The organism is Abiotrophia sp., from assembly GCF_057275535.1.
Genome location: NZ_DBHIRJ010000006.1, coordinates 102,596 through 126,013, shown reverse-complemented (window position 1 = coordinate 126,013; position 23,418 = coordinate 102,596). Strand labels below are relative to the sequence as shown.

The following is a 23,418-nucleotide window of genomic DNA, read 5'->3' as shown; positions in this document are numbered from 1 at the left end:
TTGAGGAAAGGAAGTAAATAACATGGCTTTTAAATTCAGATTGCCTGATATCGGTGAAGGGATTGCCGAAGGCGAAATCGTAAAATGGGACGTCAAAGAAGGCGACACCATTCAAGAAGATGATACATTAGTGGAAATCCAAAACGACAAATCGGTTGAGGAAATTCCATCTCCAGTTACTGGTAAAATCTTAAAAATCTTGGTTCCAGAAGGAACTGTTGCGCGCGTAGGGGACGTTTTAGTTGAAATCGACGCTCCTGGCCATGAAGACGAAGGCGATGCAGCACCAACTGCAGAAGCTGCACCAGAAGCGGCTCCAGCTGCGGAAGCTGCACCTGCAGCACCAGCAGGCCCAGGTGCCCCAACAGGCGCTCCTGCAGGTGAAGGTAAACGTGTCTTAGCAATGCCATCTGTTCGTAAATTAGCTCGTGACAAGGGTGTCGACATTCGTTTAGTAACTCCTTCTGGTAAGGGCGGTCGTGTTGTAGCGGCTGACGTCTTGGCCTTCAATGGTCAAGCAGCACCAGTTGCGGCTGCAGAAGTAGCAGCGCCAGCTGAAGCAGCAAGCGTAGCGGCAGCACCAGCAACACCAGCACAACCATATGTATCTGGTAAGGATGAAGCTGAAACTCGTGAACCATTATCTCCAATGCGTAAAGCAATTTCTAAGGCAATGGTTAACTCTAAACACACTGCACCTCACGTAACCCTCTTCGACGAAGTAGAAGTATCTGCTTTATGGGATCACCGTAAGAAGTTCAAAGACATTGCCGCTAACCGTGGTACTAAGTTAACCTTCTTGCCATACGTGGTAAAAGCTTTAGTAGCAACTGTTAAGAAGTTCCCAGTCCTCAATGCTTCTATTGACGACGCTAGCCAAGAAATTGTCTACAAGAACTACTACAACATCGGTATTGCAACTGACACTGAACGTGGCCTCTTCGTACCAAACGTGAAAGACGCTAACACCAAGTCAGTATTCGACATTGCAGATGAAATCAACGGCAAGGCAGCTTTAGCTCACGAAGGTAAGTTAACTGCTCAAGACATGAGCCAAGGGACTATCACAATCTCTAACATCGGTTCTGCACGTGGTCAATGGTTCACTCCAATCATTAACTACCCAGAAGTTGCTATCTTAGGGATGGGGACTATCAACGTTCAACCAGTGGTGAACGCTGAAGGCGAAATCGCTGTTGGCCGTATGTTGAAATTGTCCTTGAGTTTCGACCACCGTATCGTCGATGGTGCTACTGCACAAAACGCAATGAACGAATTGAAACGTTTATTGGCTGACCCAGAATTATTATTGATGGAAGGTTAAGGTGAAATAGATTATGGTAGTAGGAGATTTCGCAATTGAACTCGACACAGTCGTGATTGGTTCTGGCCCTGGTGGGTATGTAGCAGCTATTCGTGCTGCTCAACTCGGCCAAAAAGTTGCCATCATTGAAAAAGACTACATTGGGGGGACCTGCTTGAACGTAGGTTGTATCCCTTCTAAGGCTTTGATCAACGCTGGCCACACCTACCACAATGCTAAACATGGTGACCACTTTGGGGTTATTGCCAAAGACATCACTGTAGACTTCAAACGTACCCAAGAATGGAAAGACAAAGAAGTTGTTGCTAAGTTAACCGGCGGGATTCGCATGTTGCTTAAGAAGAACAAGGTAGAGATTATTGAAGGGGAAGCTTTCTTCGTAGATGATCATACATTACGTGTAGTCAAAGAAGACTCAGCTCAAACTTACAGCTTCAACAATGCCATCGTGGCAACTGGTAGTCGCCCAATCGAAATCAAAGGCTTCAAGTACAGCGACCGCGTGATTGACTCTACCGGTGCTTTGGCCCTAGACCACATTCCATCTTCTATGGTGGTAATCGGTGGGGGTTACATCGGTTCAGAATTAGCAGGTGCTTTCGCTAACTTCGGTACTAAGATTACAATTTTGGAAGGTTCTAACCAAATCATCCCAACTTTTGAAAAAGACATGGTTAAATTAGTGGAAAATGAATTCGCTAAGAAAGGTGTAGATATCATCACCAACGCTATGGCTTTGAACTCAGAAGTAAAAGACAAGTCTGTTGTAGTTACTTATGAAGTAGGGGGCAAACAACACACCGTTGAAGCAGAATACTGCTTAGTAACGGTTGGTCGCCGTCCTAACACCGATAACTGCGGCTTGGAAGTTGCGGGGGTTATCGTGGGCGAACGTGGTCTGATTAACGTTGACAAACAAGGTCGCACTAACAAACCAAACATCTTCGCTATCGGTGACGCTGTACCAGGTGCAGCCTTAGCCCACAAAGCAAGCTATGAAGCTAAGGTTGCTGCTGAAGCAATCGCTGGGCAAGCATCAGAAGTTGACTACGTGGCAATGCCAGCAGTCTGCTTCACTGACCCAGAATTATCTTCTGTAGGTTACACTCTAGACCAAGCCAAGGAAGCTGGTTTGAATGCTAAAGCTGTTAAATTCCCATTAGCTGGGAACGGTCGTGCCTTGTCCTTGAACGCAACTGAAGGTTTCGTACGTTTGGTTGTGGATAAGGAAGACAACACCATCTTAGGGGCACAAGTTGCAGGGGTTAACGCTTCTGACATCATTGCTGAATTGACCTTGGCAGTTGAAGGCGGCTTGAACGCTGAAGACATCGCCTTGACAATCCACTCACACCCATCTTTAGCTGAAACAGTTATGGATGCTGCTGAGTTAGCTTTAGGTCACCCAATTCACGTCTAATCAACTACCCAATATATCATATATGATATATTGGTAAGAGCTGGGGCAAGACTCCAGCTCTTTTCTTAAATAGTTGTGAAAGGGCTTAGCTGCTTAAAGTGACAGCTTTTTTATGAAAAAAAAGCCGGATTCATGACCTAAAAGCTTGTAATTGATTTGTAATAGATGTATAATGAGTGTAACGAGATTCGAGAATCCACTCAAGGGGGAAACGATGATGAGATCATTCAAAAAAATAATCGCGACCTTACTATTATTTGCGACTATTCTAGTACCAGCTTTCGCAGCTCAGGCAGAGAGCTTGAACGCTATCTTAAAATACAGCATCTATGACTTATATTCGGGAGAATTTGTTCAAGAAGTAAACTTCTTGACCCACTCTTCTAAGGATGCCTCTATTATCCAAACTGTTGACTGGTTCAACCAACGGGGCATTATGATGGATCCAAAGCGCTTTAACCTCAAGGTATCTAGTTACTTAACAGAGTACTCAACTTCTAAAGGTAACCTATCAGCTTATACAGCAGATATTATGGTTTACACTACGGAAGCGGATGTTTTGAAAAACTTGGGCATCAAGGCTGAGACAGAACCGGGCGTTCGTAATGTGATTGAGATGCCTCAATACGAACCTGAGCGTCAAATGCGTGAAGCTTGGGAGAATGCGACCAATTCTGTGCCTACTGCCATTACACCAAATGCGCCAGCAGCTGAATCAAGCAGTGAAGCAAGTGTGGCTAGCACTAGCAAACCAGTTAAGCCTAACCAAAGTAATGAGTCCAGCTCTAGTCAAGCAAGTGGTAGTGAAATTAATAAGCCAGTAACGGTTGAGAAGTCTAGCGGCAATGAAGTTGGGGCTAAACCTAATGAAAACAGCCGCAGCAATACAGCTAGTCAAGATGTTGCCTATAGTGTTGTTTCAGAATCAAAAGCTAATGAAAGCAGCAAGCCTCTGGCTAATAAACAAAATACCAATGAGAAGAAACCAGACCCTAATAAGACAGCAGCCAACAGCCAGTCTGAATCCCGCTCTGAAGCTTCTCAAGCACCCGTGGTTCAGAAGAAAGCCTTACCTAAGACAGGTGAAGAATCCAACTTTGGTTGGTTACTAGCTCTAGTCTTGGTAATTGCTGGTGTAGCTGTTCTATTCGGCTACAAGAAAACACGAAAGCAATAGAAAGAAAGCTCCCTTTTTAGGGGGCTTTTTTACTTATTTAATTGACACTGGCAGGCTTTAAGGGTATACTAGTAGCAATTTAGGGGCAAAATCCGAATTTTTAAAGAAATCCCGTGAGGTTTCCAAGGTGCTCAGGCCAGCTTAGAGATGGCCATGTCGACGATTTTGTCTAGATGGAGAAGTGACTATGAAACGACGTGTTTTATTCGATGCTAACCAAATCAATCGCATGCTGACCCGCATGGCGCATGAAATCAATGAGCGGACCGATATTCATCAAGTGGTCTTGGTTGGTATTAAGACTCGAGGGGCTAATCTGGCTGATCGCCTGCAGGAGAAACTAGCCACCATCACCCAGGTTCAAGTGGGTGTAGAACACATCGATATTCAATTTTATCGAGATGATTTGGTTAAGAATCATGCTGACCCGCAAATACAACATCTTTCTTTTACTCACAATTTAACTGACAAGACTGTGGTCATTGTGGATGATGTCCTCTATACAGGCCGTACTGTGCGTGCCGCTATGGATGCCATCCTCGACGTTAGCCGTCCCCAGGTCATTCGTTTGGCCATTATGGTGGACCGCGGCCACCGCGAGCTTCCCATTCGGGCAGACTTTATTGGTAAGAACATTCCCACTGCGCAAGAGGAGAATGTCCATGTCTGTCTGCAAGAAGTGGATGGGACTGAAGAAATTCTACTCACTTAAGATTTGACTTTTTAAGCTAGTCCAGAGAGGCTATCAAGAGGAAAACTTAAGGGTCTTGTTAGGTGATAATAAGACGCTCATAAGTCAACCACCTGATAGCTCGACTATTAGGTGGTTTTTTCTTATAGTTTGATAGCATGATAAGGAGGAGACGTATGCGAAACTTAGTAAAGATGTCAGATTTAAGCAAGGAAGAGGTCTATGACCTTATTCAAAGAGCCTTAGAACTCAAGGCAGGAGCCAGTCCCATTCAACGCCCCGACCTCATAGCGGCCAATCTTTTCTTCGAAAACTCGACCCGGACCAAGCACAGTTTTGAGGTGGCTCAAATGAAGTTAGGCTTACAGGTCCTGAATTTTGACGCTTCAACTTCTTCAGTTAACAAGGGTGAGACCCTCTATGATACCTGCAAGACGCTTGAAGCGATTGGCTGCAACATCTTGGTCATTCGCCATAGCCAAGAAGCTTACTATCAGGAATTAGAGGGCTTGAATATTCCTATAGTTAGTGGCGGTGATGGCAGTGGGGAGCATCCAAGCCAATGCTTGTTAGATTTGATGACCCTCTATGAGCATTTTGGCCGCATAGAAGGACTTGAAGTCGTTATAGCAGGTGATATCAAAAACTCTCGAGTTGCCCGAAGCAACTATCACATGCTGACTCGCTTAGGTGCCAAGGTTCAATTTGTGGGACCTCAAGTCTTTGCAGACCCGACTTTGGGGCAAATGGTCGACTTCGACCAGGTCATTGACCAAGTCGATGCCTGCATGCTATTACGCGTCCAATTTGAACGCCATCAGGAGCAAGTGGCCTTAAGTCAGGCCGACTATCATGCCAGTTATGGCCTAACACCAGCTCGCTATCGAGCCCTCAAGCCAGAGGCTATTGTCATGCATCCAGCACCAGTCAACCGGGACATGGAGATTGCCTCTGAACTGGTGGAAGCTCCTCAATCTCGTATTTTCACCCAGATGACCAATGGCCGCTTTATGCGCCAGGCTATTCTGGAAAAAATGATTGCCGATAATGCCCTCTAACAAGATAGAAAGGAAGTCACATCATGCTATTACTCAAAAATGGTCGTCGTCTGGTCAAGGGGCATTTAGAGCCTGTCGAAATCCTGATTGATGGGGACAAGATTTTTGCCATGGACAAGGAGCTCACTGCTACTGCTGATCAAGTATTTGACCTTAAAGGTAAACTCCTAGCACCGGGTTTTATTGATGTCCATGTCCACTGGCGGGAACCAGGCTTTGAATATAAGGAAAATATCTACCATGCTTCCAGAGCGGCTGCACGCGGTGGTTTCACCACGGCCATGCCCATGCCCAACCTCAATCCGGTACCCGATTCCTATGACCACCTTAAGCCACAGCTAGACATTATTGCGCGCGATTCGATTATTCGGGCTATTCCTTACGGTGCCATTACCAAAGGGGAGCTAGGGGAGGACTATGCTCAGTTTGACGAGTTAGCTCAACATGTTTTTGCCTTTAGTGATGACGGGCGTGGGGTCCAAAATGCTAATATGATGTATGAATCCATGTGTGTTGCGGCCCGCCTTAACAAAGCCATTGTGGCTCATTGCGAGGACAATTCCTTAATTCGGGGTGGCTGTATGCACTGTGGCTGCCGTAGTCGGGAACTAGGTCTGCCGGGTATTCCATCTGTTTGCGAATCAGTTCAGATTGCCCGCGACATTCTCTTGGCTGAAGCGGCAGGTTGTCACTATCATGTCTGCCATGTATCGACCAAGGAATCCGTTCGCCTGGTTCGTGAGGCAAAGGCCAACGGTATTAAGGTGACCTGCGAAGTTTGCCCCCATCATTTACTGAGTGACGAGGGTAATATTCCCCACAACCATGGCTTCTGGAAAATGAATCCACCCCTGCGCGCAGCTGAGGATCGCCGAGCCCTAATTGCTGGCCTCTTAGATGGCACCATCGACATTATCGCCACTGACCATGCGCCTCATGCTCTGTCAGAGAAAGACTTGCCAATGCAGGAGGCGGCCTTTGGTATTGTAGGGTCTGAGACAGCCTTTAGCCAGCTCTATACCCACTTTGTCAAACCAGGCATTATGTCCCTAGAATTTCTCTTGGACAAGATGTCGACTAATGTGGCAAAAATCTTTGACCTACCATATGGAAATTTAGCCGTAGGTCAGCCTGCTGATCTGGTCGTTATCGATTTAGACAAGGTAGCAAGTATCGACCCTGAGAATTTCTTGTCCAAAGGGCGTAATACGCCATATGCCGGTCAAGAAGTCTATGGCTGGCCTATCCTGACCATTAGCCAAGGTCGCATCGCCTATCAAGATTACGCATTTTTTGCCTAAGAGCTTAGTAAGACAAGGAGCGAGCATATGTACAGATATGATAAACAGCTGATTCTAGAAGATGGAACCATCTACAAGGGCTATGGCTTTGGTGCTGACCGGGCTATGTTAGGGGAAGTCGTCTTCAATACCGCCATGACTGGATACCAAGAAACACTGTCAGACCCTTCCTACAATGGACAAATTGTCACCTTTACCTATCCCTTAATTGGTAATTATGGCATTAACCGAGATGACTTTGAGACCATTAATCCCTCTATCAAGGGACTGGTAGTCCGAGAAGTTTGTCAAAAGCCTTCCAACTTCCGTAGCCAAATGTCCTTAGATCAAGCACTCAAAGAACTCGATATCCCAGGGATTTGGGGCATTGATACCCGCAGTCTGACTAGAAAGATTCGCCAATATGGGACTATTAAGGGGATTATTACTGACTTATCTCAAGACCCAGAACAAGTACTAGAGCAGCTTAGAAAGACTGAACTGGCTAGGGACCAAATTGCCCAAGTGTCCACTTCTAAGGCCTTCCTGTCGTCAGGAAAGGGCTATCGAGTGGTCCTAGTTGATTTGGGTATGAAGTCAGGTATTCTGCGTGAGCTTAATGAGCGTAACTGTGACATTGTCGTGGTGCCTCATAATATTAGCGCTCAGGAAGTTTTACGTCTTCAACCTGATGGCGTCATGCTCTCTAATGGACCTGGCGACCCTGAAGATGTGCCAGAGACCATTGCCATGATTGGCCAAATCATGGACAAGCTACCAATTTTTGGTATTTGCATGGGCCATCAACTGATTAGTTTGGCAGCAGGAGCCAAGACCTACAAGCTCAAATTTGGCCATCGTGGAGCTAATCATCCTGTTAAGAACCTCTTGACAGGCAAGGTAGACTTGACTTCGCAAAACCATGGTTACAGTGTAGATATTGACTCATTGGCAGATACAGACTTAGAATTAACTCATTTGTCAGTCAATGACCGCACCTGCGAAGGCGTTCGACATAAATTCTACCCAGTTTTCTCAGTTCAATATCATCCCGAAGCATCGCCAGGACCTCATGATCCTAATTATCTCTTTGATCAGTTTATTGAGAATATGAAAGCCTTCCAAGCTCAGTCTCGTCACCACAAGTAAAGGAGTCCTATCATGCCAAAACGTCAAGATATTCAAACAATTCTGGTTATTGGGTCGGGTCCCATTACAATTGGACAGGCGGCAGAATTCGATTATGCCGGGACTCAGGCTTGCCTTTCCTTGAAGGAAGAAGGCTACCAAGTTATCCTAGTTAACTCCAATCCAGCCACCATTATGACCGACCGTCAGATTGCCGATAAGGTTTATATGGAGCCACTCACACTAGAATTCGTCAGCAAAATCATCCGTAAGGAACGACCAGACGCCTTGTTACCAACCCTCGGTGGCCAAGTTGGGCTTAACTTAGCCGTTCAATTGCATCGCCAGGGAGTCTTGGACCAATACGGTGTCGAATTACTAGGAACCAAACTAGCCTCCATCGAGCAAGCAGAAGACCGCCAGCTCTTCCGTCAGCTCATGCAGGAATTGGGAGAGCCGGTGCCTGAATCAGAAATTGTTACCAACTTAGATCAAGCTCGAGATTTTGTGGCACAAATTGGCTATCCAGTTATTGTCCGTCCAGCCTTTACCATGGGGGGGACTGGTGGCGGTATTTGTTATAATGATCAGGATTTAGATGAAATAGTTTCTTCAGGTCTCCATTATTCGCCTGTAACCCAATGTTTGCTAGAAAAATCCATCGCAGGTTATAAGGAAATCGAGTATGAAGTCATGCGTGATGCCAATGATACTGCCATTGTCGTCTGCAACATGGAAAACATTGACCCTGTAGGGATTCATACCGGGGATTCAGTCGTGGTGGCCCCATCGCAGACTCTGACTGACCGCGAGTATCACATGTTGCGCGATGTGTCCCTTAAGATTATTCGGGCCCTCAAGATAGAAGGGGGCTGTAATGTCCAATTAGCCTTGGACCCAGATTCTTTTAACTACTATATCATTGAAGTGAATCCGCGCGTATCTCGTTCTTCGGCCCTAGCGTCTAAGGCGACCGGTTACCCGATTGCTAAGATTGCTGCTAAGATTGCCGTTGGATTAACCTTGGATGAAATTCTCAATCCTGTCACCCAGAATTCTTATGCCTGCTTTGAGCCTAGTCTAGACTATGTGGTCAGCAAGATTCCACGTTTTCCTTTTGATAAATTCGAACGTGCCGACCGTAAGTTAGGCACTCAAATGAAGGCAACGGGTGAGGTTATGGCTATGGGGCGGACCTATGAGGAGTCTTTACTGAAGGCTATCCGCTCGCTAGAATACGGCGTCCACCACTTGGGCCTGCCTAATGGCGATAGCTTTAGTTTGGAAGAAATCATGGAAAAGGTCCAAGCGGGTAGTGATGAACGCCTCTTCTTCATTGGTGAAGCCCTGAGACGGGGCGTCAGCCTTGATCAGATTCATGACATGACCAAAATAGACCGCTTCTTCCTTGATAAGATGCAACATATTATTGATCTGGAACATGAACTCAAGGCTCATCCGCATGACCTCAATCTCTTAGCTTATGCTAAACGATACGGTTTCTCTGATAAAATCATTGCCCACCGTTGGCAGACCACAGAGGCAGCAGTCTATCAGCTTCGTCAAGAGGCGGGCATCACGCCTGTCTTCAAGATGGTGGATACCTGTGCGGCCGAATTCGAGTCTTCAACTCCTTATTTCTATTCCAGCTATGAAGCAGAGAATGAATCCATCGTGACGGACAAACCTAAAATCGTGGTGCTAGGCTCTGGTCCAATCCGTATCGGTCAAGGGGTAGAATTTGACTACGCGACTGTCCATGCTGTACTAGCCATTAAGGCAGCGGGTTACGAAGCCATTATTATCAACAACAACCCAGAAACCGTCTCAACCGACTTTACCATTTCTGACAAACTCTACTTTGAACCGCTAACTGAAGAAGATGTCATGGCGATCTTGAATCACGAGCAGCCTTTGGGGGTGGTCGTGCAATTTGGTGGTCAGACTGCCATTAACCTAGCCGATAAACTACAAAGACATGGGGTCAAAATCCTTGGAACTAGTCTGGAAGAAATTGACAAGGCTGAAAACCGGGATAAGTTCGAGCAGCTCTTGCATGAATTAGATATCCCACAACCTTTAGGTAAGACAGCTTCAGATACAGAAACTGCCGTTGCTAACGCGGCGTCCATTGGCTATCCAGTCTTGGTACGACCTTCCTATGTCTTGGGCGGTCGCGCCATGGAAATCGTCTATGAAGAAGCTGATTTGCGTCGTTACATGGAGACAGCTGTGCGGGTATCGCCGGAACATCCTGTCCTAACAGACCGTTACCTCATCGGTCAAGAAATCGAAGTCGATGCCATTTGTGATGGCCAAACAGTAGTCATTCCGGGCATTATGGAACATATTGAGCGGGCAGGGGTCCACTCAGGTGACTCCATCGCCGTTTACCCACCTCAGACCTTAAGTCAGGCTCAGAAGGAGCAGCTGGTCGACTATACCATTCGCCTAGCTAAGGGTCTTAACATTGTAGGCCTACTTAATATCCAGTATGTGCTTAGCAAGGGCGAACTCTATGTCTTGGAAGTGAACCCACGTAGTTCACGCACTGTCCCATTCCTCAGCAAGATTACAGGCGTCCCTATGGCACAATTAGCCATGCAAGCTATTTTAGGCCAATCCTTAAGTGACCTAGGCTACCAGACTGGCTTGCTGACTGAACCGTCTGCTGTTTACACCAAGGTGCCAGTCTTTAGCTTCCAAAAACTCAAGGATGTTGATACTGCCTTAGGGCCAGAAATGAAGTCAACCGGGGAAGTCATGGGTAGCGACTTAACCCTGGAAAAATCCCTCTACAAAGGCCTAGTGGCTGCCGGTGTCCAGGTCAAAGATCAAGGCACTATCCTCTTCACAGTGGCTAACGAAGACAAGGCGGAAGCCTTAGAATTAGCACGTCGCTTTAGTGACTTGGGCTTCAATCTCTTGGCTACCCCAGGTACTGCTGATTACTTAAGCCAGGCAGGACTTAAAGTAGCTTCTGTAGGCAAAATTGGTAGCCAAGGTCACAATGTCTTAGATGCCATCTATCAAGGACAAGTAGACCTAGTCATTAACACTACTTCTAAGGATAAAGATGTCACCAAGGATGGCTTTAAGATTCGCCGGGTAGCCAGTGAGCAAGAAATCGTCTGCTTCACCTCTTTAGATACCAGTATGGCCCTCTTGAAGGTGCTAGAATCCACCTCTTTCCATATCACGCCTTTGGCTTAGTCGAACTTGATCCATAAGGAGGAACTATGAATCGAACATTTTCTAGCGATGTCATCGTCGCACTAGACTTCAAAAATTTAGAAGAAACCCTGGCATTTTTGGCACCCTTTAGTGGCCAAGACCAGCTCTACGTTAAGGTTGGGCTGGAACTCTATCTACAAAATGGGCCACAAGTCTTATCTGCTCTCAAGGAGAGAGGGCATCGCATCTTCCTTGACCTCAAGCTACATGACATTCCCAATACAGTTTATGGAGCAAGCAAGGGTTTGGCCCAGTTCAAAGTCGACATGCTCAATTTTCATGCTGCAGGTGGTAAGGAAATGCTGGAAGCTGCCAAGCAAGGCTTGCTTGATGGAGGCAGCCCTGAAACTTTGGCCATCGCTGTAACCCAGTTAACCTCTACCTCTCAAGAACAAATGCAGGCCCAACAATTGATTCCAGTAGACCTAGTAACCAGTGTCTGTCATTACGCCCAGTTGACCAAGGAAGCGGGTTTGGATGGAGTCGTTGCCTCGGTTCATGAGGCACCACTTATTCGGGAGGCTTGTGGCCAGGACTTTGCCATTGTCACGCCGGGCATACGTTTGGCGGGAGGTCCTAGTCAGGACCAAAAACGCATCGCCACACCGGAAGTTGCTCGTCAACTAGGCTCAAGCCATATTGTGGTCGGACGGCCGATTACCCTGGCTAGTGACCCGGTCGCCGTATATGATGGCATTTGTCAGAGCTTTTTGAAGTAAGATAGGAGGATTTTCATGACCAGTGCAAAAGAAATCGCCCAAGAATTATTAGCCATTAAAGCGGTCGCCTTGCAGCCCCACCAGTACTTTACATGGACATCAGGTATTCAATCGCCAATCTACTGTGACAATCGCCTGACCATGTCCTATCCGTCAGTCCGTCGTAAGATTGCCCAGGCTTTAAGTCTGGTGATTAAGGAACATTATCCTCAGGTCCAAGTAGTAGCGGGGACAGCAACCGCTGGTATTCCCCACGCTGCTTGGGTCAGCGATTTGCTGGATTTGCCCATGGTTTATGTACGGGACTCAGCTAAGAAGCATGGTAAGACCAACCAGATTGAAGGGCACTTGACGACGGGAGCCAAGGTGGTCATAGTGGAAGATTTGATTTCGACTGGCTTATCCTCGCTCAAGGTGGCTCAAGCCCTAAAAGAGGCAGGCTGTCAAGTGCTAGGGGTTGTTGCCATCTTCTCTTATGAGTTGACCAAGGCTCAGCAGGCCTTTGCTCAAGCTGGAGTAAGCTACCATACCCTAACTAATTATGACGTCTTAATTGAGGCTGCCTTGGAAGCTGACTATATCGCACAAGATGATGTGGCCTCGCTTCTTGAATGGCGCCAAACTTTAGGTAACTAAACTCATATAAAAAGCCGAGTTGACATCCAACTCGGCTTTTTAATTATGAGAGGGGAGCTATATAAAATTCGTATATTAAGCTACAATAATCTAGCGACTAGGCCAAATGATAACAAATTATGTTCTGTAAGCGTTGACGATGAAGTTTACCTTTTATTTTTTGGTCAAAATAGGGTATGATAATAGTTAGAGTGTTTTGAATGGAGGAACGTGTATGACACAGTTTGAATACCCTCTGAACCCAGATTGGACGACAGAGGAAATAATCACGGTCATCGACTTTCTATCAGCGGTAGAAGCGGTCTACCAGGGGGGAGTCAAATTCAATTCTCTGTGGCCACGTTATCAATCCTTCAAGCAAATAGTGACTAGTATTGGCGAAGAGAAGCGACTCGATCGAGCTTTTCAGTCAGCTAGTGGATATTCTATCTACCAGGTCGTTCAGCAAATGAAGTCTCTTAAGGATTCCTCGGCGGACAACCCTGTAGTGCGTATTAACATAGGAGGTTCAAATGGAAGATTTTAAGACAGTTCATGCCCATGTCTTAGCCTGGCTAGAAGAAGCCGCTGAGAATTTACGGCAATCACTCAAACGGTCCCTTCAAGTGGATCAGAAGACAGGGGCCAGCGACTTGGTTACGGAAATGGATAAGGCGACAGAGGCTTACTTTGTTGATAAGATTACCAGTCATTTTCCAGACCATCGCATCATTGGCGAAGAAGGCATGAGTCAGGGAACGGAAGACTTGGCCGGTATTGTATGGGTCATTGATCCCATTGATGGCACCCTTAACTTCGTTAAGCAGAAGAACAACTTTGGAATTCTGATAGGGATTTTCCAAGATGGTAAGCCATTAGCTGGCTACATTTACGATGTCATGAAACATGACCTTTATGCGGGGATTGTGGGCCAAGGCGCTACCCTCAACGGCCAACCGCTGGTGCCACTTAAGATTGACCGCCTGCAAGATTCTCTAGCAGTAGGGAACGTAGCGATGTTTACCCAAAATCGTTGCAATAGTCAACGCCTCTTAGAAAATGTCTTAGGCGTTCGGGCGCACGGTTCTGCTGCGCTTGAAGTGATCGAAGTCATTCGTGGGGAGGCAGCTGTTTACCTAAGTTTCAAATTAAGTCCTTGGGACTTTGCTGCTGGTTGGGCCATTTGTGAGGCTATGGGCTTCAAGGCAACTAAGCCAGACGGATCGGCCTTATCCATTTTGTCAGCTAGTCCTATCATTTTCGCGCATGACACTGTCCATGAAGAAGTCATTCGCGTTTTAGCAGAAGAAAAAGATCAGTTAGGAGAAATTAATGAATACGCGTAACGATATCCGAAATATTGCCATTATTGCCCACGTCGACCATGGTAAAACCACACTGGTTGACGAGTTGCTCAAACAGTCCAACACCCTCGATGAGCGTGCTAAATTAGATGAGCGTGCCATGGACTCTAACGACATTGAAAAAGAACGTGGGATTACCATCTTGGCCAAAAACACTGCCGTAGATTACAAGGGGACCCGTATCAATATCTTGGACACCCCAGGTCACGCGGACTTTGGTGGCGAAGTAGAACGTATCATGAAAATGGTTGATGGGGTTATTCTGGTGGTGGATGCCTATGAAGGGACCATGCCACAAACACGCTTTGTCTTGAAGAAAGCCTTAGAACAACACTTAGTACCGATTGTCGTAGTCAACAAGATTGACAAGCCTTCTGCTCGCCCAGAAGAAGTGGTGGATGAAGTCCTAGAACTCTTCATTGAATTAGGGGCAGACGACGATCAATTGGAATTCCCTGTAGTATATGCTTCAGCCCTTAACGGGACGTCTAGTTTATCTGACAATCCAGCAGACCAAGAGCCTTCTATGGATGCCATCTTTGATGCTGTTATTGAACATGTGCCAGCGCCAGTTGATAACTCTGACCAACCATTACAATTCCAAGTTTCCCTCTTAGACTATAACGAATATGTAGGGCGTATCGGGATTGGACGTATCTTCCGCGGGAAGATGAAAGTCGGCGACAACGTGACCCTTATGAAGGTTGACGGTACTAGTAAGAACTTCCGTATTACCAAGATGTTTGGTTTCTTTGGTTTAGATCGTGTGGAAATTAACGAGGCTAAGGCAGGGGACTTGATTGCCTTATCAGGTATGGAAGATATCTTTGTCGGGGAGACCGTAGCAGATGCAGCAAACCCTGAAGCCCTGCCAATTCTCCACATTGACGAGCCAACCTTACAAATGACTTTCTTAACCAACAACTCACCATTTGCTGGTAAAGAAGGGAAGTACGTAACTTCACGTAACCTCCAAGATCGCCTCATGCAAGAATTGCAAACAGACGTATCCTTGCGCGTGGATCCAACCGACTCACCAGATGCCTTTATCGTGTCTGGCCGTGGGGAATTACACTTGGCTATCTTGATTGAGAACATGCGTCGTCAAGGTTATGAGTTCCAAGTATCACGTCCTAAGGTAATCCTTAAGGAAATCGATGGCAAGACTTGTGAGCCATTTGAACGCGTTCAAATTGATACACCTGAAGAATACATGGGGGCGATTATTGAAGCCTTGGGTCAACGTAAGGCTGAAATGGCGGATATGGTAACCACAGGTAATGGTCAAATTCGTATGGTCTTCTCTGTACCAGCGCGTGGTTTAATTGGTTTTTCTACTGAATTTTTATCCATGACACGTGGTTATGGGATTATGAACCATAGTTTTGATGACTATCAACCTGTTATTGATTCCAATATTGGGAACCGCCGTAACGGTGCCTTGGTTGCCCTTGAGGCAGGACAAGCCACTACTTATGGGATTATGAACTTAGAAGATCGTGGGACTATTTTTGTGAACCCAGGGACTGAAGTCTACGGTGGGATGATTATTGGGGAACATAACCGTGAGAACGACTTAACTGTTAATATCACCAAGGCTAAACAATTAACTAACATTCGTTCAGCAACCAAAGACCAAACCGCGGTTATTAAACGTCCACGTATCCTAACTCTAGAAGAATCCTTAGAGTTCATGGATGATGATGAATACTGTGAAGTAACACCTGAGAGCGTTCGTTTACGTAAGCAAATCCTTGACAAGGGCGCACGTGAACGCGAAACCAAGAAAGCCAAGAAGGCCTAAGAGCTAAGTAGTTCAAGGGCAGCCTCCTAATCTGAGGAAGCTGCCCTGTGCTTAATAGGAAAACTAGACTGAGAAGGGGGAGCATCATGTATAATTGGTACCAAGAAGGCTTTGTCGTCTTGCCGCAGGTCTTACTCAGCCATTATCAAGACTTAGGCTTGAGTCCTGAAACCTTTCTCCTAGTGACCACGATATTAGGTCAGAAGGATGGGGATTTGAGTCCTATGGCTGTTGTAGAACTGTGCTCGCAACATTACGGTTGGCAGTCTCATCAAGCCATGTCTCAACTATCTCTCTTAGCAGATCAAGGCTATCTAGTCTTTGAAATGGATGCTTCGGGCCAAGACCGTTTGAGTCTGGCACCACTTTTTGAACGACTAGAGTTCTTTAATCCAGCAGCTGGGCAAAAACAGACGACTTCTAGTAATGAGACAGCCCTAACAAGCGATCAGGAAGAGACCATGACGGCTAGTCAACTCATTCCTCTGGTGGAAGGGGAGTTTGGTCGTTCTCTGTCAGCACTCGAATATGAGACCTTGAATGGCTGGCTCAAGCAAGATGGCTATGCGCCTGATTTAATTCGTTTAGCAGTTAAGGAAGCCGTTTTGCGTCAAGCCCTCAGCCTTAAGTATATTGATCGCATTCTGATTAATTGGGAGCGCTATGGCTTGACCACTGCTGCTCAGGTTCAAGCCTATCTAGAAAGACGCGATAAGGACCAGCCCAACAATCAAGAGGCGGTTTATGATCAGATTGATATTCCACTACTCTAAAGCATTGTAGAAGGAGAGAGAAGTATGGTTGAATCATTGAATAGTCGAGCAGACTTTGTGACAACTGCCAACTGGATGTCTGGTGGCGTTATGGGCCGCCATGGCCGTATTCTAGTTGGTAACAAGGCATTTGAATTCTATAATGACCGCAATCCTGCTGATTTCGTTCAGATTCCTTGGGGCGAAATTCGTCAGGTTCGTGCCATCATGCTGATGAAACGGGGCTTCATTCGGGGCTTCTTCATTGATACCAAGTCAGCAGGCACTTATCACTTTGTTGTCTCTAAGGCAGGGCAGACTCTTAAGGCCATGCGAAACTATCTGGCTGACGACCAACTGGTCAGAAATAAGCCTGTCTTCTCCTTGGCTAAGCTTTGGAAAGAATGGCGCAATAAAAAAGCAAAAAAACAATAGGACCTCTAGCCCTCAGCTAAATGCTGAGGGTTTTGTTCATTATTTGAACTTTTTAAGCTAAAACCCTAGACATAAGGGAATAAGTAGTTTATACTAGACTAAAGTTCAAAAAATGAACGCAGAAAGAAGGGCTAAGATGAATGACTTAATGACCTTGCTGTATTACTTGAACCGAGAAAAAGCGGGCAGTCAACGTGATATGGCACAAGCGACTAACCTATCCCTAGGCAAAATTAATTTGATTCTCAAGCGACTTGATGAACAAGGCTACATTGAGATTGAGCGTCAGGGGACACGTAACCACTATCAAGTGACGGACAAGGGCTTGGCTTTGCTAGAGACTGGCTTGAAAGATGCAAATGCCCGTAAGATTCAGTTGGCTCAGGCCAAGGAGCAAATTCATCAGGCAGTCATTCTTGCTGCAGGCCAACCTCGTCATATGGATCAACCCGTGCCACTCCTGTCATTAGGGGACCATACCTTATTGGATCGGACCCTTCAAGTCTTACGAGACCAAGGAGTAGAGCGTTTTGTCTTGGTTGCTGGCTTCCAAGCTGACCTCTTGGCTCAACATGTTGCTGACATGCCTGATGTGACTCTAGTAGTCAATGAGGCTTATGCCCACACAGGGACTATGGCTTCTCTTGCCACGGCAGCTCCTCATATTGATGGCGACTTCTTCCTGATTGAGGGGGATTTACTCTTTGAAATCCGTGGGATTAAGGGGCTGAATAAGGTCGCTAGTGATTCCGCTATGTTGATTACTAGTGTACGTGAGCAACATGATGAAGCCATGGTGGAATTGCGCGATGGCTATGTCTATAAGATGGGTAAGGATATCCACCAATTCAACCGTATCGATGGTGAAATGATTGGCCTGTCCAAACTGTCCTATCCTTTCTATCTTAAGATGCTAGCGATTTATGCCGACAACCTCAATCCTTATGTTAACTATGAATATATTATGTTAGATGTCGCCCAAGATTATCGCTTGGGTTACCTTAAACTGGATGACTTCTTCTGGGGCGAAATTGATGATGCTAGTCAGGTTCATTATGTTCTTAAGCGAGTCTACCCACGTTTGGTTCGCAAGGAAGAACGGGCAGCTAAGCAAGAAGTGGAGCAGTTCTTGGCCGACCAGATGGATGCTAGCCCTGAGGATATTGCGACCTTAGAGAGTGCTGGTGGTATGACTAACAAGAACTACAAGGTCATACTTAAAGGCCAACCTTACATCATTCGGATTGCCGGCAACGGGACGGAGAAGTTCATTAACCGTCCAGCTGAGAAATCCAATAGCCTATTAGCTCATATTCTGGGCTTAGATGCTGAGACCCTCTACTTTGACGAAGTGACAGGGACCAAGGTGTCAGCCTTCATTCCAGACGCTGAGACCTTGAATGCTAATACGGCGACATACATCAACAACATGCAGATGACAACTGGTCTGCTCAGACAGTTACACCAATCAGGCTTAGACTTTGATAACCGTTTCGATGTCTTTGAGGAGATTGCTAAGTATGAGAGTTTTGTGGATGAAGTAGGGGCTGCCTACTTTGATGGCTTTCAAGCGACACGTCAGGCCGTTTTCCAACTGCAAGAAGATTTGGCAGACTTGCCTGTCCAAATGGTGCCTTGTCACATTGATACAGTCCCTGAGAACTTTGTCAAAGGTGGAGACGGTAAGGCCTATCTGATTGACTGGGAGTACTCAGGTATGAATGACTTGGCCTGGGATTTAGCAGCCCACAGTCTAGAATGTGGCTTCAGCCAAGACCAGGAAGATCGCTTCTTAAGCCTCTACTGCCAAGATCAAGAGGTGCCAGAAAGCTTGAAAACTAAACTCTTAATCTATCAAATTTGCCAAGACTTCCTCTGGTCTGTCTGGACCATCTTCAAGGAAAGCCGGGGCGACGATTTTGGGGACTATGGGATTGAACGCTACCGTCGTGCGCAAGCTAACCTAGCGCGCTACCATGCTCTAAAAAAGAAAGGATGAAGCTAGATGAAAAATAAGGAAACAAGTGGTATCATTGCCGGCCTATTGTCAGGTCTCTTGTGGGGAGCAGATACCCATTATAGTGGCGTAATTCTGATGATGTTGCCCTTTACCTTGGTTGACCCTCGGCTAGCTGGCGCGGCCCTTTTATTGGCCCTCTTCCACGATGGCTTTTCTGCCTTAATGATGACAGGGGAGTTGGTCCGTCAAGGCTTGCTCAAACAAACCTTCAAACAGCTGACCAGTAAGAGTTCTCGCGTGGTCATGTTGGCAGCTGTTTTAGGTGGCCCTATGGGTATGCGGGCCTACCTCTATGCAGTGGATGCGATTGGGGCTGGCTTAACAGCAAGTATTTCCTCTATGTATCCAGTAGTAGCTGCTTTTCTAGGTATGCTTATTCTTAAGGAGAAGTTGACCAAACCAGTTTGGATTGGCCTTGCCTTGGCTGTGTTAGCCGTTTTAGGTGTCAGCCTGTCAGGTGACATGATGCAATCAAATACTCACGTTATTGGCTTCCTAGTGGCCTTTCTCAGTGTCGCGGGTTGGTCCTTGGAGAGCGTGATTTGTTCTATTGGGATGAAGGAAGATTTAAATCCTAAACAGGCCCTTTGGATTCGCCAGTGGGTGTCGACTATTTTCTATCTTGGCTTTATCACCTTTGAATCTGATTTAGTCTTCAGTGTGACAGCTGTCATCAGCCAACCTGTACTATGGCTCATCTTAGGCGTTGCAGTCTTAGGCACCTTGTCTTATTTGAATTTTTATCGTGCAATTGATACAATTGGACCTGTAAAGGCTACTGCACTCAATATCTCATACGCTATTTGGGCCATTGTCTTCTCCATCTTGCTAGGAGGAGCTGAATTTAACCCAATTCTCTTGCTATCGGCGGCTTTGATGATTGTAAGCAGTGTCTTAGTTTCACAACACGAAGGAGCCTAATCAATGAGAGCAATAATTCTCGCCGCTGGTATGGGAACCCGCTTGCGGCCAATCACCCTTACAACCCCTAAATCCTTAATTCAAGTCGCAGGTACAAGTTTAATCGAGCGCCAGATTGAATTCTTGCGGGCTAAAGGGATTGAAGACATTATTGTCGTGACAGGGTACTTGGCTGAAAAGTTCGATTTTCTTAAGGACCAGTATGGCGTGACCTTGATTCACAATGACCAATATGAAAGCTACAATAACTTCTACACCATGTACTTGGTCCGTCACTACTTAAGTGATGCCTATGTTATTGATGCCGATAATTTCCTAGTCGATAACTTCTTGTTATCAGCACCAAAAAGTTCTCTCTACTTTGGGGTAGCGAAAGAAGGCTTCAAGGATGAATGGGTCTTGCATTACCAGCAAGATGACCTTCGCGTAACGGCCATTACGGTAGAAAGTGGTCAAGGGCGGATTCTGTCTGGCGTATCCTATTGGAGTGCGGAAGATGGACAACATTTGCAGCAGTTAATTGAAGGCTACTACCAAGAAGCTGATTATACTAATCTCTACTGGGATGACGTGGTCAAGGATAACCTAGCTGATTTAGATGTTCATGTTTATCCCATTGAAGGCCATCAGACCTTTGAAATTGATAGCCTAGAGGATTTAGAAGCGCTACGTTCGCAAATGGAAGCAAAAAATTAGCCGGAAGCCAGACAAGTGTCTGGCTTTTTTGTTTTGAATGTGTGATCATTTCTTAATAAAATGCTTAAGCTAACGACTTTTCCATGCGTGTCGATATAAGATGTGCTATAATAATTAGGATAGAAAGACACTTTACGACAGTGAGAAGGAGAGAGATGCATGATTTATGCAGGTATTCTAGCAGGGGGCATTGGATCTAGAATGGGGATTCAAGATATGCCCAAGCAATTCCTCATGTTAGGCAATAAGCCCATTATTATCCATACCATCGAAAAATTCTTAGTGGTGCCTGATATTGACCAAGTTTATGTAGCCGTACATCCAAATTGGTTAGTCTACTTCAATGATTTAGTAAGCAAACACTTGCCAGGCCATGAGACTAAGATTAAAGCCGTTGATGGGGGTGGAGATCGGAATGATAGTATCCTCAATATCATCGCAGATATTAAGTCAGCCGGTCCTGTCTCTGACCAAGCCATTTTAATTACTCATGATGCGGTACGTCCTTTTGTCTCTTATCGTATGATTCAAGACAATATTAAGGTCATGGCTGACTATGATGCGACCGATACAGTGGTCATGGCTAACGATACCATTGTGGAATCCCAAGATGGTAAGTCGATTAGCGCTATTCCTAATCGGGCCCACATGTTCCAAGGTCAGACCCCTCAAACATTCCGCATTAATCAGTTTGATAGCCTCTTCGCTAGCCTCAGTCAAGACGAGCGTGAGATATTAACCGATGCCTGCAAGGTCTTTGTCCTCAAAGGGAAAAGTGTTGGTCTAGTAAAAGGGGAATACTCTAACTTGAAGATTACGACCGTGACCGATTTGAAGATTGCCGAAGCTATGTTGGGAGAGATCTAAAGTGATTAATCGCGTCTATCAGTTACTTCGCCCATACTTCTTCTCAGTTAAGTATGAAGATGTGTCGACAGACTCGGCTAAGCCAGTCGTGGTGCGTCCTAATTATATGGCCCTCTGCCATGCAGACCAACGCTACTACCAAGGCAAGCGTGCGGCCAAAGTACTCAAGCAAAAATTACCAATGGCCTTGATTCATGAGTGTTGCGGTATCGTCGTACGTGACGAAACCGGCACCTATCAAGTAGGGGATAAGGTTGTCATGATTCCCAATCAGCCACCTCAAGGTTTTGACCATTCGGGTGAGTTCTATGAGAACTATGTGGAAGGAACTCACTTCCTATCCAGTGGTTACGATGGATTCATGCAGGAATTTGTGCATTTGCCATTAGACCGCGTCGTGGGTTATCAAAGCATACCAGATGTGGTAGCGGCTATGACCGAGTTTGTCTCGGTGGCGGCGCACGGAGCCCGTCGTTTTGACTCTATGGCCTTATCCAAGCGTGACCGAATCGTGGTCTGGGGTTCAGGTTCGCTAGCCTTTGTCCAAGCTACCGTCTTAAGAGCTAAGTTTCCAGATGCTACCATTATTGTAGTAGGTAAAAACCACGACAAGCTAAGACTTTTCAGCTTTGTAGATGAAGTCTATGAATTGCAAGATATTCCGGAAGATTTCAGCTTCGACCATGCCTTTGAGTGTGTGGGTGGCGATGCCAGTCAAGAAGCCATTCGTGACATTATTAAGTATATTAAACCTCAAGGAACGCTGATTTTAATGGGAGTTTCCGAGACGGAAGTACCGGTTAATACCCGTGATGTCTTAGAAAAAGGTCTGACCTTAGTAGGTTCTTCTCGCTCAGGACGTGAGGACTTCCAATTGGCTGTGGCCTTAATGGAAAACCCACAAGTATCCTCAAGACTGCGGATGATTATCCACCAAGTAGGGGATTTAGAGGATGTCAAGGATATCTACCAATTCTTCGAAGAAGACCGTAAAACACCATTTAAAACGGTGGCTAAGTGGAATATCTAGTGATTAATTAAAAGAAGGAGGGGTTAGATGGAACCCATTCAAGCCAAAAGCTTAGAAATGGCCCAATACTTTGTTGCCTTCTGCCAGAAGCATAATCTCTTATGCTACTTATGCGGTGGTGGTGCGATTGGGGCTTTACGTCATCAGGGCTTTATTCCCTGGGACGATGATTTAGACTTTTTTATGCCAAGGGAAGACTATGAACGTTTGGCAGAACTCTGGCCCAAAGAGGCAGATTCGCGTTATTTTCTGTCGCGCTCTCATGAGGGCTATGTCGACCGTAACCTCTTCATCACGATTCGTGACCGCCAGACAACCTGCCTCAAGCCTTATCAAGCCGACTTAGACTTGCCACATGGCCTAGCCTTAGATGTGCTGCCTTTGGACTATGCACCGGCCTCAGCTTGGAAACGTAAGACCCAGAAAGTCTGGGCCTTAATCTATTCGCTCTTTTGCGCTCAAACCGTGCCTGAAAAGCATGGGGGTCTCTTGGCTTGGGGCAGTCGAGTGCTACTGGGCCTAGTCCCAAGTTCTAAACTCCGCTATAAGATTTGGTCACTAGCTCATCGAAAGATGACTAAGACCACTCGACAAGAGGCGGCTTATCGCATTGAGTTGTGTTCAGGTCCTTACTATATGAGCAAGCTCTATCCAATCGAGGCCTTTGATCAGGCTGTTTTCAAGCCTTTTGAAGGGACGGAAATGCCCATTCCAGCAGGTTATGATGCCTATTTGACTGAGGCGTTTGGTGACTATATGACGCCACCGCCTAGCCAGAATCAAAAGCCACATCACGATGCTTTATTGCTAGATTTAGAGCGACCTTATACGGATTATGACCTCAAGACAGGTCAGCTGAAGTAGGAGGAAGTCTCTAACCTAG

The 23,418-nt window shown here is 46.1% G+C and carries 21 protein-coding genes; all 21 read left to right on the top strand.

Translation table 11 applies throughout. The features are described 5' to 3' along the window. Positions 1 to 22 precede the first annotated feature (22 nt). The 21 genes from ACO53F_RS06265 (at position 23) to ACO53F_RS06165 (ending at position 23,399) form a co-directional block, all read left to right on the top strand. Positions 23 to 1,324, top strand: a complete 1,302-nt coding sequence (locus tag ACO53F_RS06265) for a dihydrolipoamide acetyltransferase family protein (protein ID WP_485137754.1) — start codon at positions 23 to 25, stop codon at positions 1,322 to 1,324. A 13-nt stretch (positions 1,325 to 1,337) separates the two neighbouring features. Then, complete coding sequence (gene lpdA, locus ACO53F_RS06260) at positions 1,338 to 2,744, top strand: dihydrolipoyl dehydrogenase (RefSeq protein WP_023390702.1); 1,407 nt, start codon at positions 1,338 to 1,340, stop codon at positions 2,742 to 2,744. A gap of 217 nt (positions 2,745 to 2,961) precedes the next feature. Then, on the top strand, positions 2,962 to 3,921 hold the full coding sequence (locus tag ACO53F_RS06255; RefSeq protein ID WP_485137753.1) for an LPXTG cell wall anchor domain-containing protein: 960 nt from the start codon (positions 2,962 to 2,964) through the stop codon (positions 3,919 to 3,921). 187 nt (positions 3,922 to 4,108) lie between these two features. Continuing rightward, a complete protein-coding gene (gene pyrR / locus ACO53F_RS06250; protein WP_485137752.1) occupies positions 4,109 to 4,633 on the top strand; it encodes a bifunctional pyr operon transcriptional regulator/uracil phosphoribosyltransferase PyrR in 525 nt (174 codons plus the stop codon). A 155-nt stretch (positions 4,634 to 4,788) separates the two neighbouring features. Further along, entirely contained in the window at positions 4,789 to 5,670 is an 882-nt protein-coding gene (locus tag ACO53F_RS06245) for an aspartate carbamoyltransferase catalytic subunit (protein WP_485137751.1), read from the top strand. 20 nt (positions 5,671 to 5,690) lie between these two features. Then, a complete protein-coding gene (locus ACO53F_RS06240) occupies positions 5,691 to 6,971 on the top strand; it encodes a dihydroorotase (RefSeq protein ID WP_485137788.1) in 1,281 nt (426 codons plus the stop codon). Positions 6,972 to 6,998: 27 nt separating this feature from the next. Beyond that, positions 6,999 to 8,099, top strand: coding sequence for a glutamine-hydrolyzing carbamoyl-phosphate synthase small subunit (gene carA / locus ACO53F_RS06235; RefSeq protein ID WP_485137750.1), 1,101 nt, complete (start codon positions 6,999 to 7,001; stop codon positions 8,097 to 8,099). A gap of 12 nt (positions 8,100 to 8,111) precedes the next feature. Next, positions 8,112 to 11,291: a carbamoyl-phosphate synthase large subunit gene (carB, locus tag ACO53F_RS06230; protein WP_485137749.1), complete on the top strand. Its 3,180-nt coding sequence runs from the start codon at positions 8,112 to 8,114 to the stop codon at positions 11,289 to 11,291. A gap of 26 nt (positions 11,292 to 11,317) precedes the next feature. After that, positions 11,318 to 12,031 (top strand): orotidine-5'-phosphate decarboxylase, encoded by a 714-nt coding sequence (gene pyrF, locus ACO53F_RS06225; RefSeq protein ID WP_485137748.1) that lies wholly within the window; start codon positions 11,318 to 11,320, stop codon positions 12,029 to 12,031. 15 nt (positions 12,032 to 12,046) lie between these two features. After that, a complete protein-coding gene (pyrE, locus tag ACO53F_RS06220; protein ID WP_485137747.1) occupies positions 12,047 to 12,667 on the top strand; it encodes an orotate phosphoribosyltransferase in 621 nt (206 codons plus the stop codon). Positions 12,668 to 12,881: 214 nt separating this feature from the next. Further along, positions 12,882 to 13,193 (top strand): UPF0223 family protein, encoded by a 312-nt coding sequence (locus tag ACO53F_RS06215; RefSeq protein ID WP_485137746.1) that lies wholly within the window; start codon positions 12,882 to 12,884, stop codon positions 13,191 to 13,193. Then, positions 13,180 to 13,992: an inositol monophosphatase family protein gene (locus tag ACO53F_RS06210; RefSeq protein WP_315025482.1), complete on the top strand. Its 813-nt coding sequence runs from the start codon at positions 13,180 to 13,182 to the stop codon at positions 13,990 to 13,992. The genes ACO53F_RS06215 and ACO53F_RS06210 overlap by 14 nt, the downstream gene beginning before the upstream one ends. Beyond that, entirely contained in the window at positions 13,979 to 15,814 is a 1,836-nt protein-coding gene (gene typA, locus ACO53F_RS06205) for a translational GTPase TypA (protein ID WP_303885560.1), read from the top strand. Before ACO53F_RS06210 ends, typA begins: the two co-directional genes overlap by 14 nt. Before the next feature lie 86 nt (positions 15,815 to 15,900). After that, on the top strand, positions 15,901 to 16,587 hold the full coding sequence (locus ACO53F_RS06200; protein ID WP_485137745.1) for a DnaD domain-containing protein: 687 nt from the start codon (positions 15,901 to 15,903) through the stop codon (positions 16,585 to 16,587). A gap of 24 nt (positions 16,588 to 16,611) precedes the next feature. Continuing rightward, positions 16,612 to 17,001: a DUF956 family protein gene (locus ACO53F_RS06195; protein ID WP_314760643.1), complete on the top strand. Its 390-nt coding sequence runs from the start codon at positions 16,612 to 16,614 to the stop codon at positions 16,999 to 17,001. Between the two features lie 136 nt (positions 17,002 to 17,137). Next, positions 17,138 to 19,000: an NTP transferase domain-containing protein gene (locus tag ACO53F_RS06190; protein WP_485137744.1), complete on the top strand. Its 1,863-nt coding sequence runs from the start codon at positions 17,138 to 17,140 to the stop codon at positions 18,998 to 19,000. A gap of 6 nt (positions 19,001 to 19,006) precedes the next feature. Next, on the top strand, positions 19,007 to 19,942 hold the full coding sequence (locus tag ACO53F_RS06185) for a DMT family transporter (RefSeq protein WP_485137743.1): 936 nt from the start codon (positions 19,007 to 19,009) through the stop codon (positions 19,940 to 19,942). Positions 19,943 to 19,945: 3 nt separating this feature from the next. Continuing rightward, positions 19,946 to 20,638, top strand: a complete 693-nt coding sequence (locus ACO53F_RS06180; protein ID WP_485137742.1) for a sugar phosphate nucleotidyltransferase — start codon at positions 19,946 to 19,948, stop codon at positions 20,636 to 20,638. Between the two features lie 159 nt (positions 20,639 to 20,797). After that, a complete protein-coding gene (locus ACO53F_RS06175) occupies positions 20,798 to 21,505 on the top strand; it encodes an IspD/TarI family cytidylyltransferase (protein ID WP_485137741.1) in 708 nt (235 codons plus the stop codon). Between the two features lies 1 nt (position 21,506). After that, positions 21,507 to 22,535 (top strand): zinc-binding dehydrogenase, encoded by a 1,029-nt coding sequence (locus tag ACO53F_RS06170; RefSeq protein WP_485137740.1) that lies wholly within the window; start codon positions 21,507 to 21,509, stop codon positions 22,533 to 22,535. Positions 22,536 to 22,562: 27 nt separating this feature from the next. Then, positions 22,563 to 23,399 carry a LicD family protein gene (locus ACO53F_RS06165; protein ID WP_485137739.1) on the top strand — a complete coding sequence of 279 codons (837 nt, stop codon included), beginning with the start codon at positions 22,563 to 22,565 and terminating at the stop codon, positions 23,397 to 23,399. The last annotated feature ends 19 nt before the right edge of the window (positions 23,400 to 23,418 follow it).

What these genes read in the sequence shown, in the direction of transcription:
- carA (WP_485137750.1), top strand. Translation starts at nt 6,999, where the DNA reads ATGTACAGATATGATAAACAGCTGATTCTAGAAGATGGAACCATCTAC.
- ACO53F_RS06195 (WP_314760643.1), top strand. Translation starts at nt 16,612, where the DNA reads ATGGTTGAATCATTGAATAGTCGAGCAGACTTTGTGACAACTGCCAAC.
- ACO53F_RS06200 (WP_485137745.1), top strand. Translation starts at nt 15,901, where the DNA reads ATGTATAATTGGTACCAAGAAGGCTTTGTCGTCTTGCCGCAGGTCTTA.
- pyrR (WP_485137752.1), top strand. Translation starts at nt 4,109, where the DNA reads ATGAAACGACGTGTTTTATTCGATGCTAACCAAATCAATCGCATGCTG.
- ACO53F_RS06210 (WP_315025482.1), top strand. Translation starts at nt 13,180, where the DNA reads ATGGAAGATTTTAAGACAGTTCATGCCCATGTCTTAGCCTGGCTAGAA.
- ACO53F_RS06255 (WP_485137753.1), top strand. Translation starts at nt 2,962, where the DNA reads ATGAGATCATTCAAAAAAATAATCGCGACCTTACTATTATTTGCGACT.
- ACO53F_RS06215 (WP_485137746.1), top strand. Translation starts at nt 12,882, where the DNA reads ATGACACAGTTTGAATACCCTCTGAACCCAGATTGGACGACAGAGGAA.
- ACO53F_RS06165 (WP_485137739.1), top strand. Translation starts at nt 22,563, where the DNA reads ATGGAACCCATTCAAGCCAAAAGCTTAGAAATGGCCCAATACTTTGTT.
- ACO53F_RS06175 (WP_485137741.1), top strand. Translation starts at nt 20,798, where the DNA reads ATGATTTATGCAGGTATTCTAGCAGGGGGCATTGGATCTAGAATGGGG.
- pyrF (WP_485137748.1), top strand. Translation starts at nt 11,318, where the DNA reads ATGAATCGAACATTTTCTAGCGATGTCATCGTCGCACTAGACTTCAAA.
- typA (WP_303885560.1), top strand. Translation starts at nt 13,979, where the DNA reads ATGAATACGCGTAACGATATCCGAAATATTGCCATTATTGCCCACGTC.
- carB (WP_485137749.1), top strand. Translation starts at nt 8,112, where the DNA reads ATGCCAAAACGTCAAGATATTCAAACAATTCTGGTTATTGGGTCGGGT.
- ACO53F_RS06180 (WP_485137742.1), top strand. Translation starts at nt 19,946, where the DNA reads ATGAGAGCAATAATTCTCGCCGCTGGTATGGGAACCCGCTTGCGGCCA.
- lpdA (WP_023390702.1), top strand. Translation starts at nt 1,338, where the DNA reads ATGGTAGTAGGAGATTTCGCAATTGAACTCGACACAGTCGTGATTGGT.
- pyrE (WP_485137747.1), top strand. Translation starts at nt 12,047, where the DNA reads ATGACCAGTGCAAAAGAAATCGCCCAAGAATTATTAGCCATTAAAGCG.
- ACO53F_RS06185 (WP_485137743.1), top strand. Translation starts at nt 19,007, where the DNA reads ATGAAAAATAAGGAAACAAGTGGTATCATTGCCGGCCTATTGTCAGGT.
- ACO53F_RS06265 (WP_485137754.1), top strand. Translation starts at nt 23, where the DNA reads ATGGCTTTTAAATTCAGATTGCCTGATATCGGTGAAGGGATTGCCGAA.
- ACO53F_RS06190 (WP_485137744.1), top strand. Translation starts at nt 17,138, where the DNA reads ATGAATGACTTAATGACCTTGCTGTATTACTTGAACCGAGAAAAAGCG.
- ACO53F_RS06245 (WP_485137751.1), top strand. Translation starts at nt 4,789, where the DNA reads ATGCGAAACTTAGTAAAGATGTCAGATTTAAGCAAGGAAGAGGTCTAT.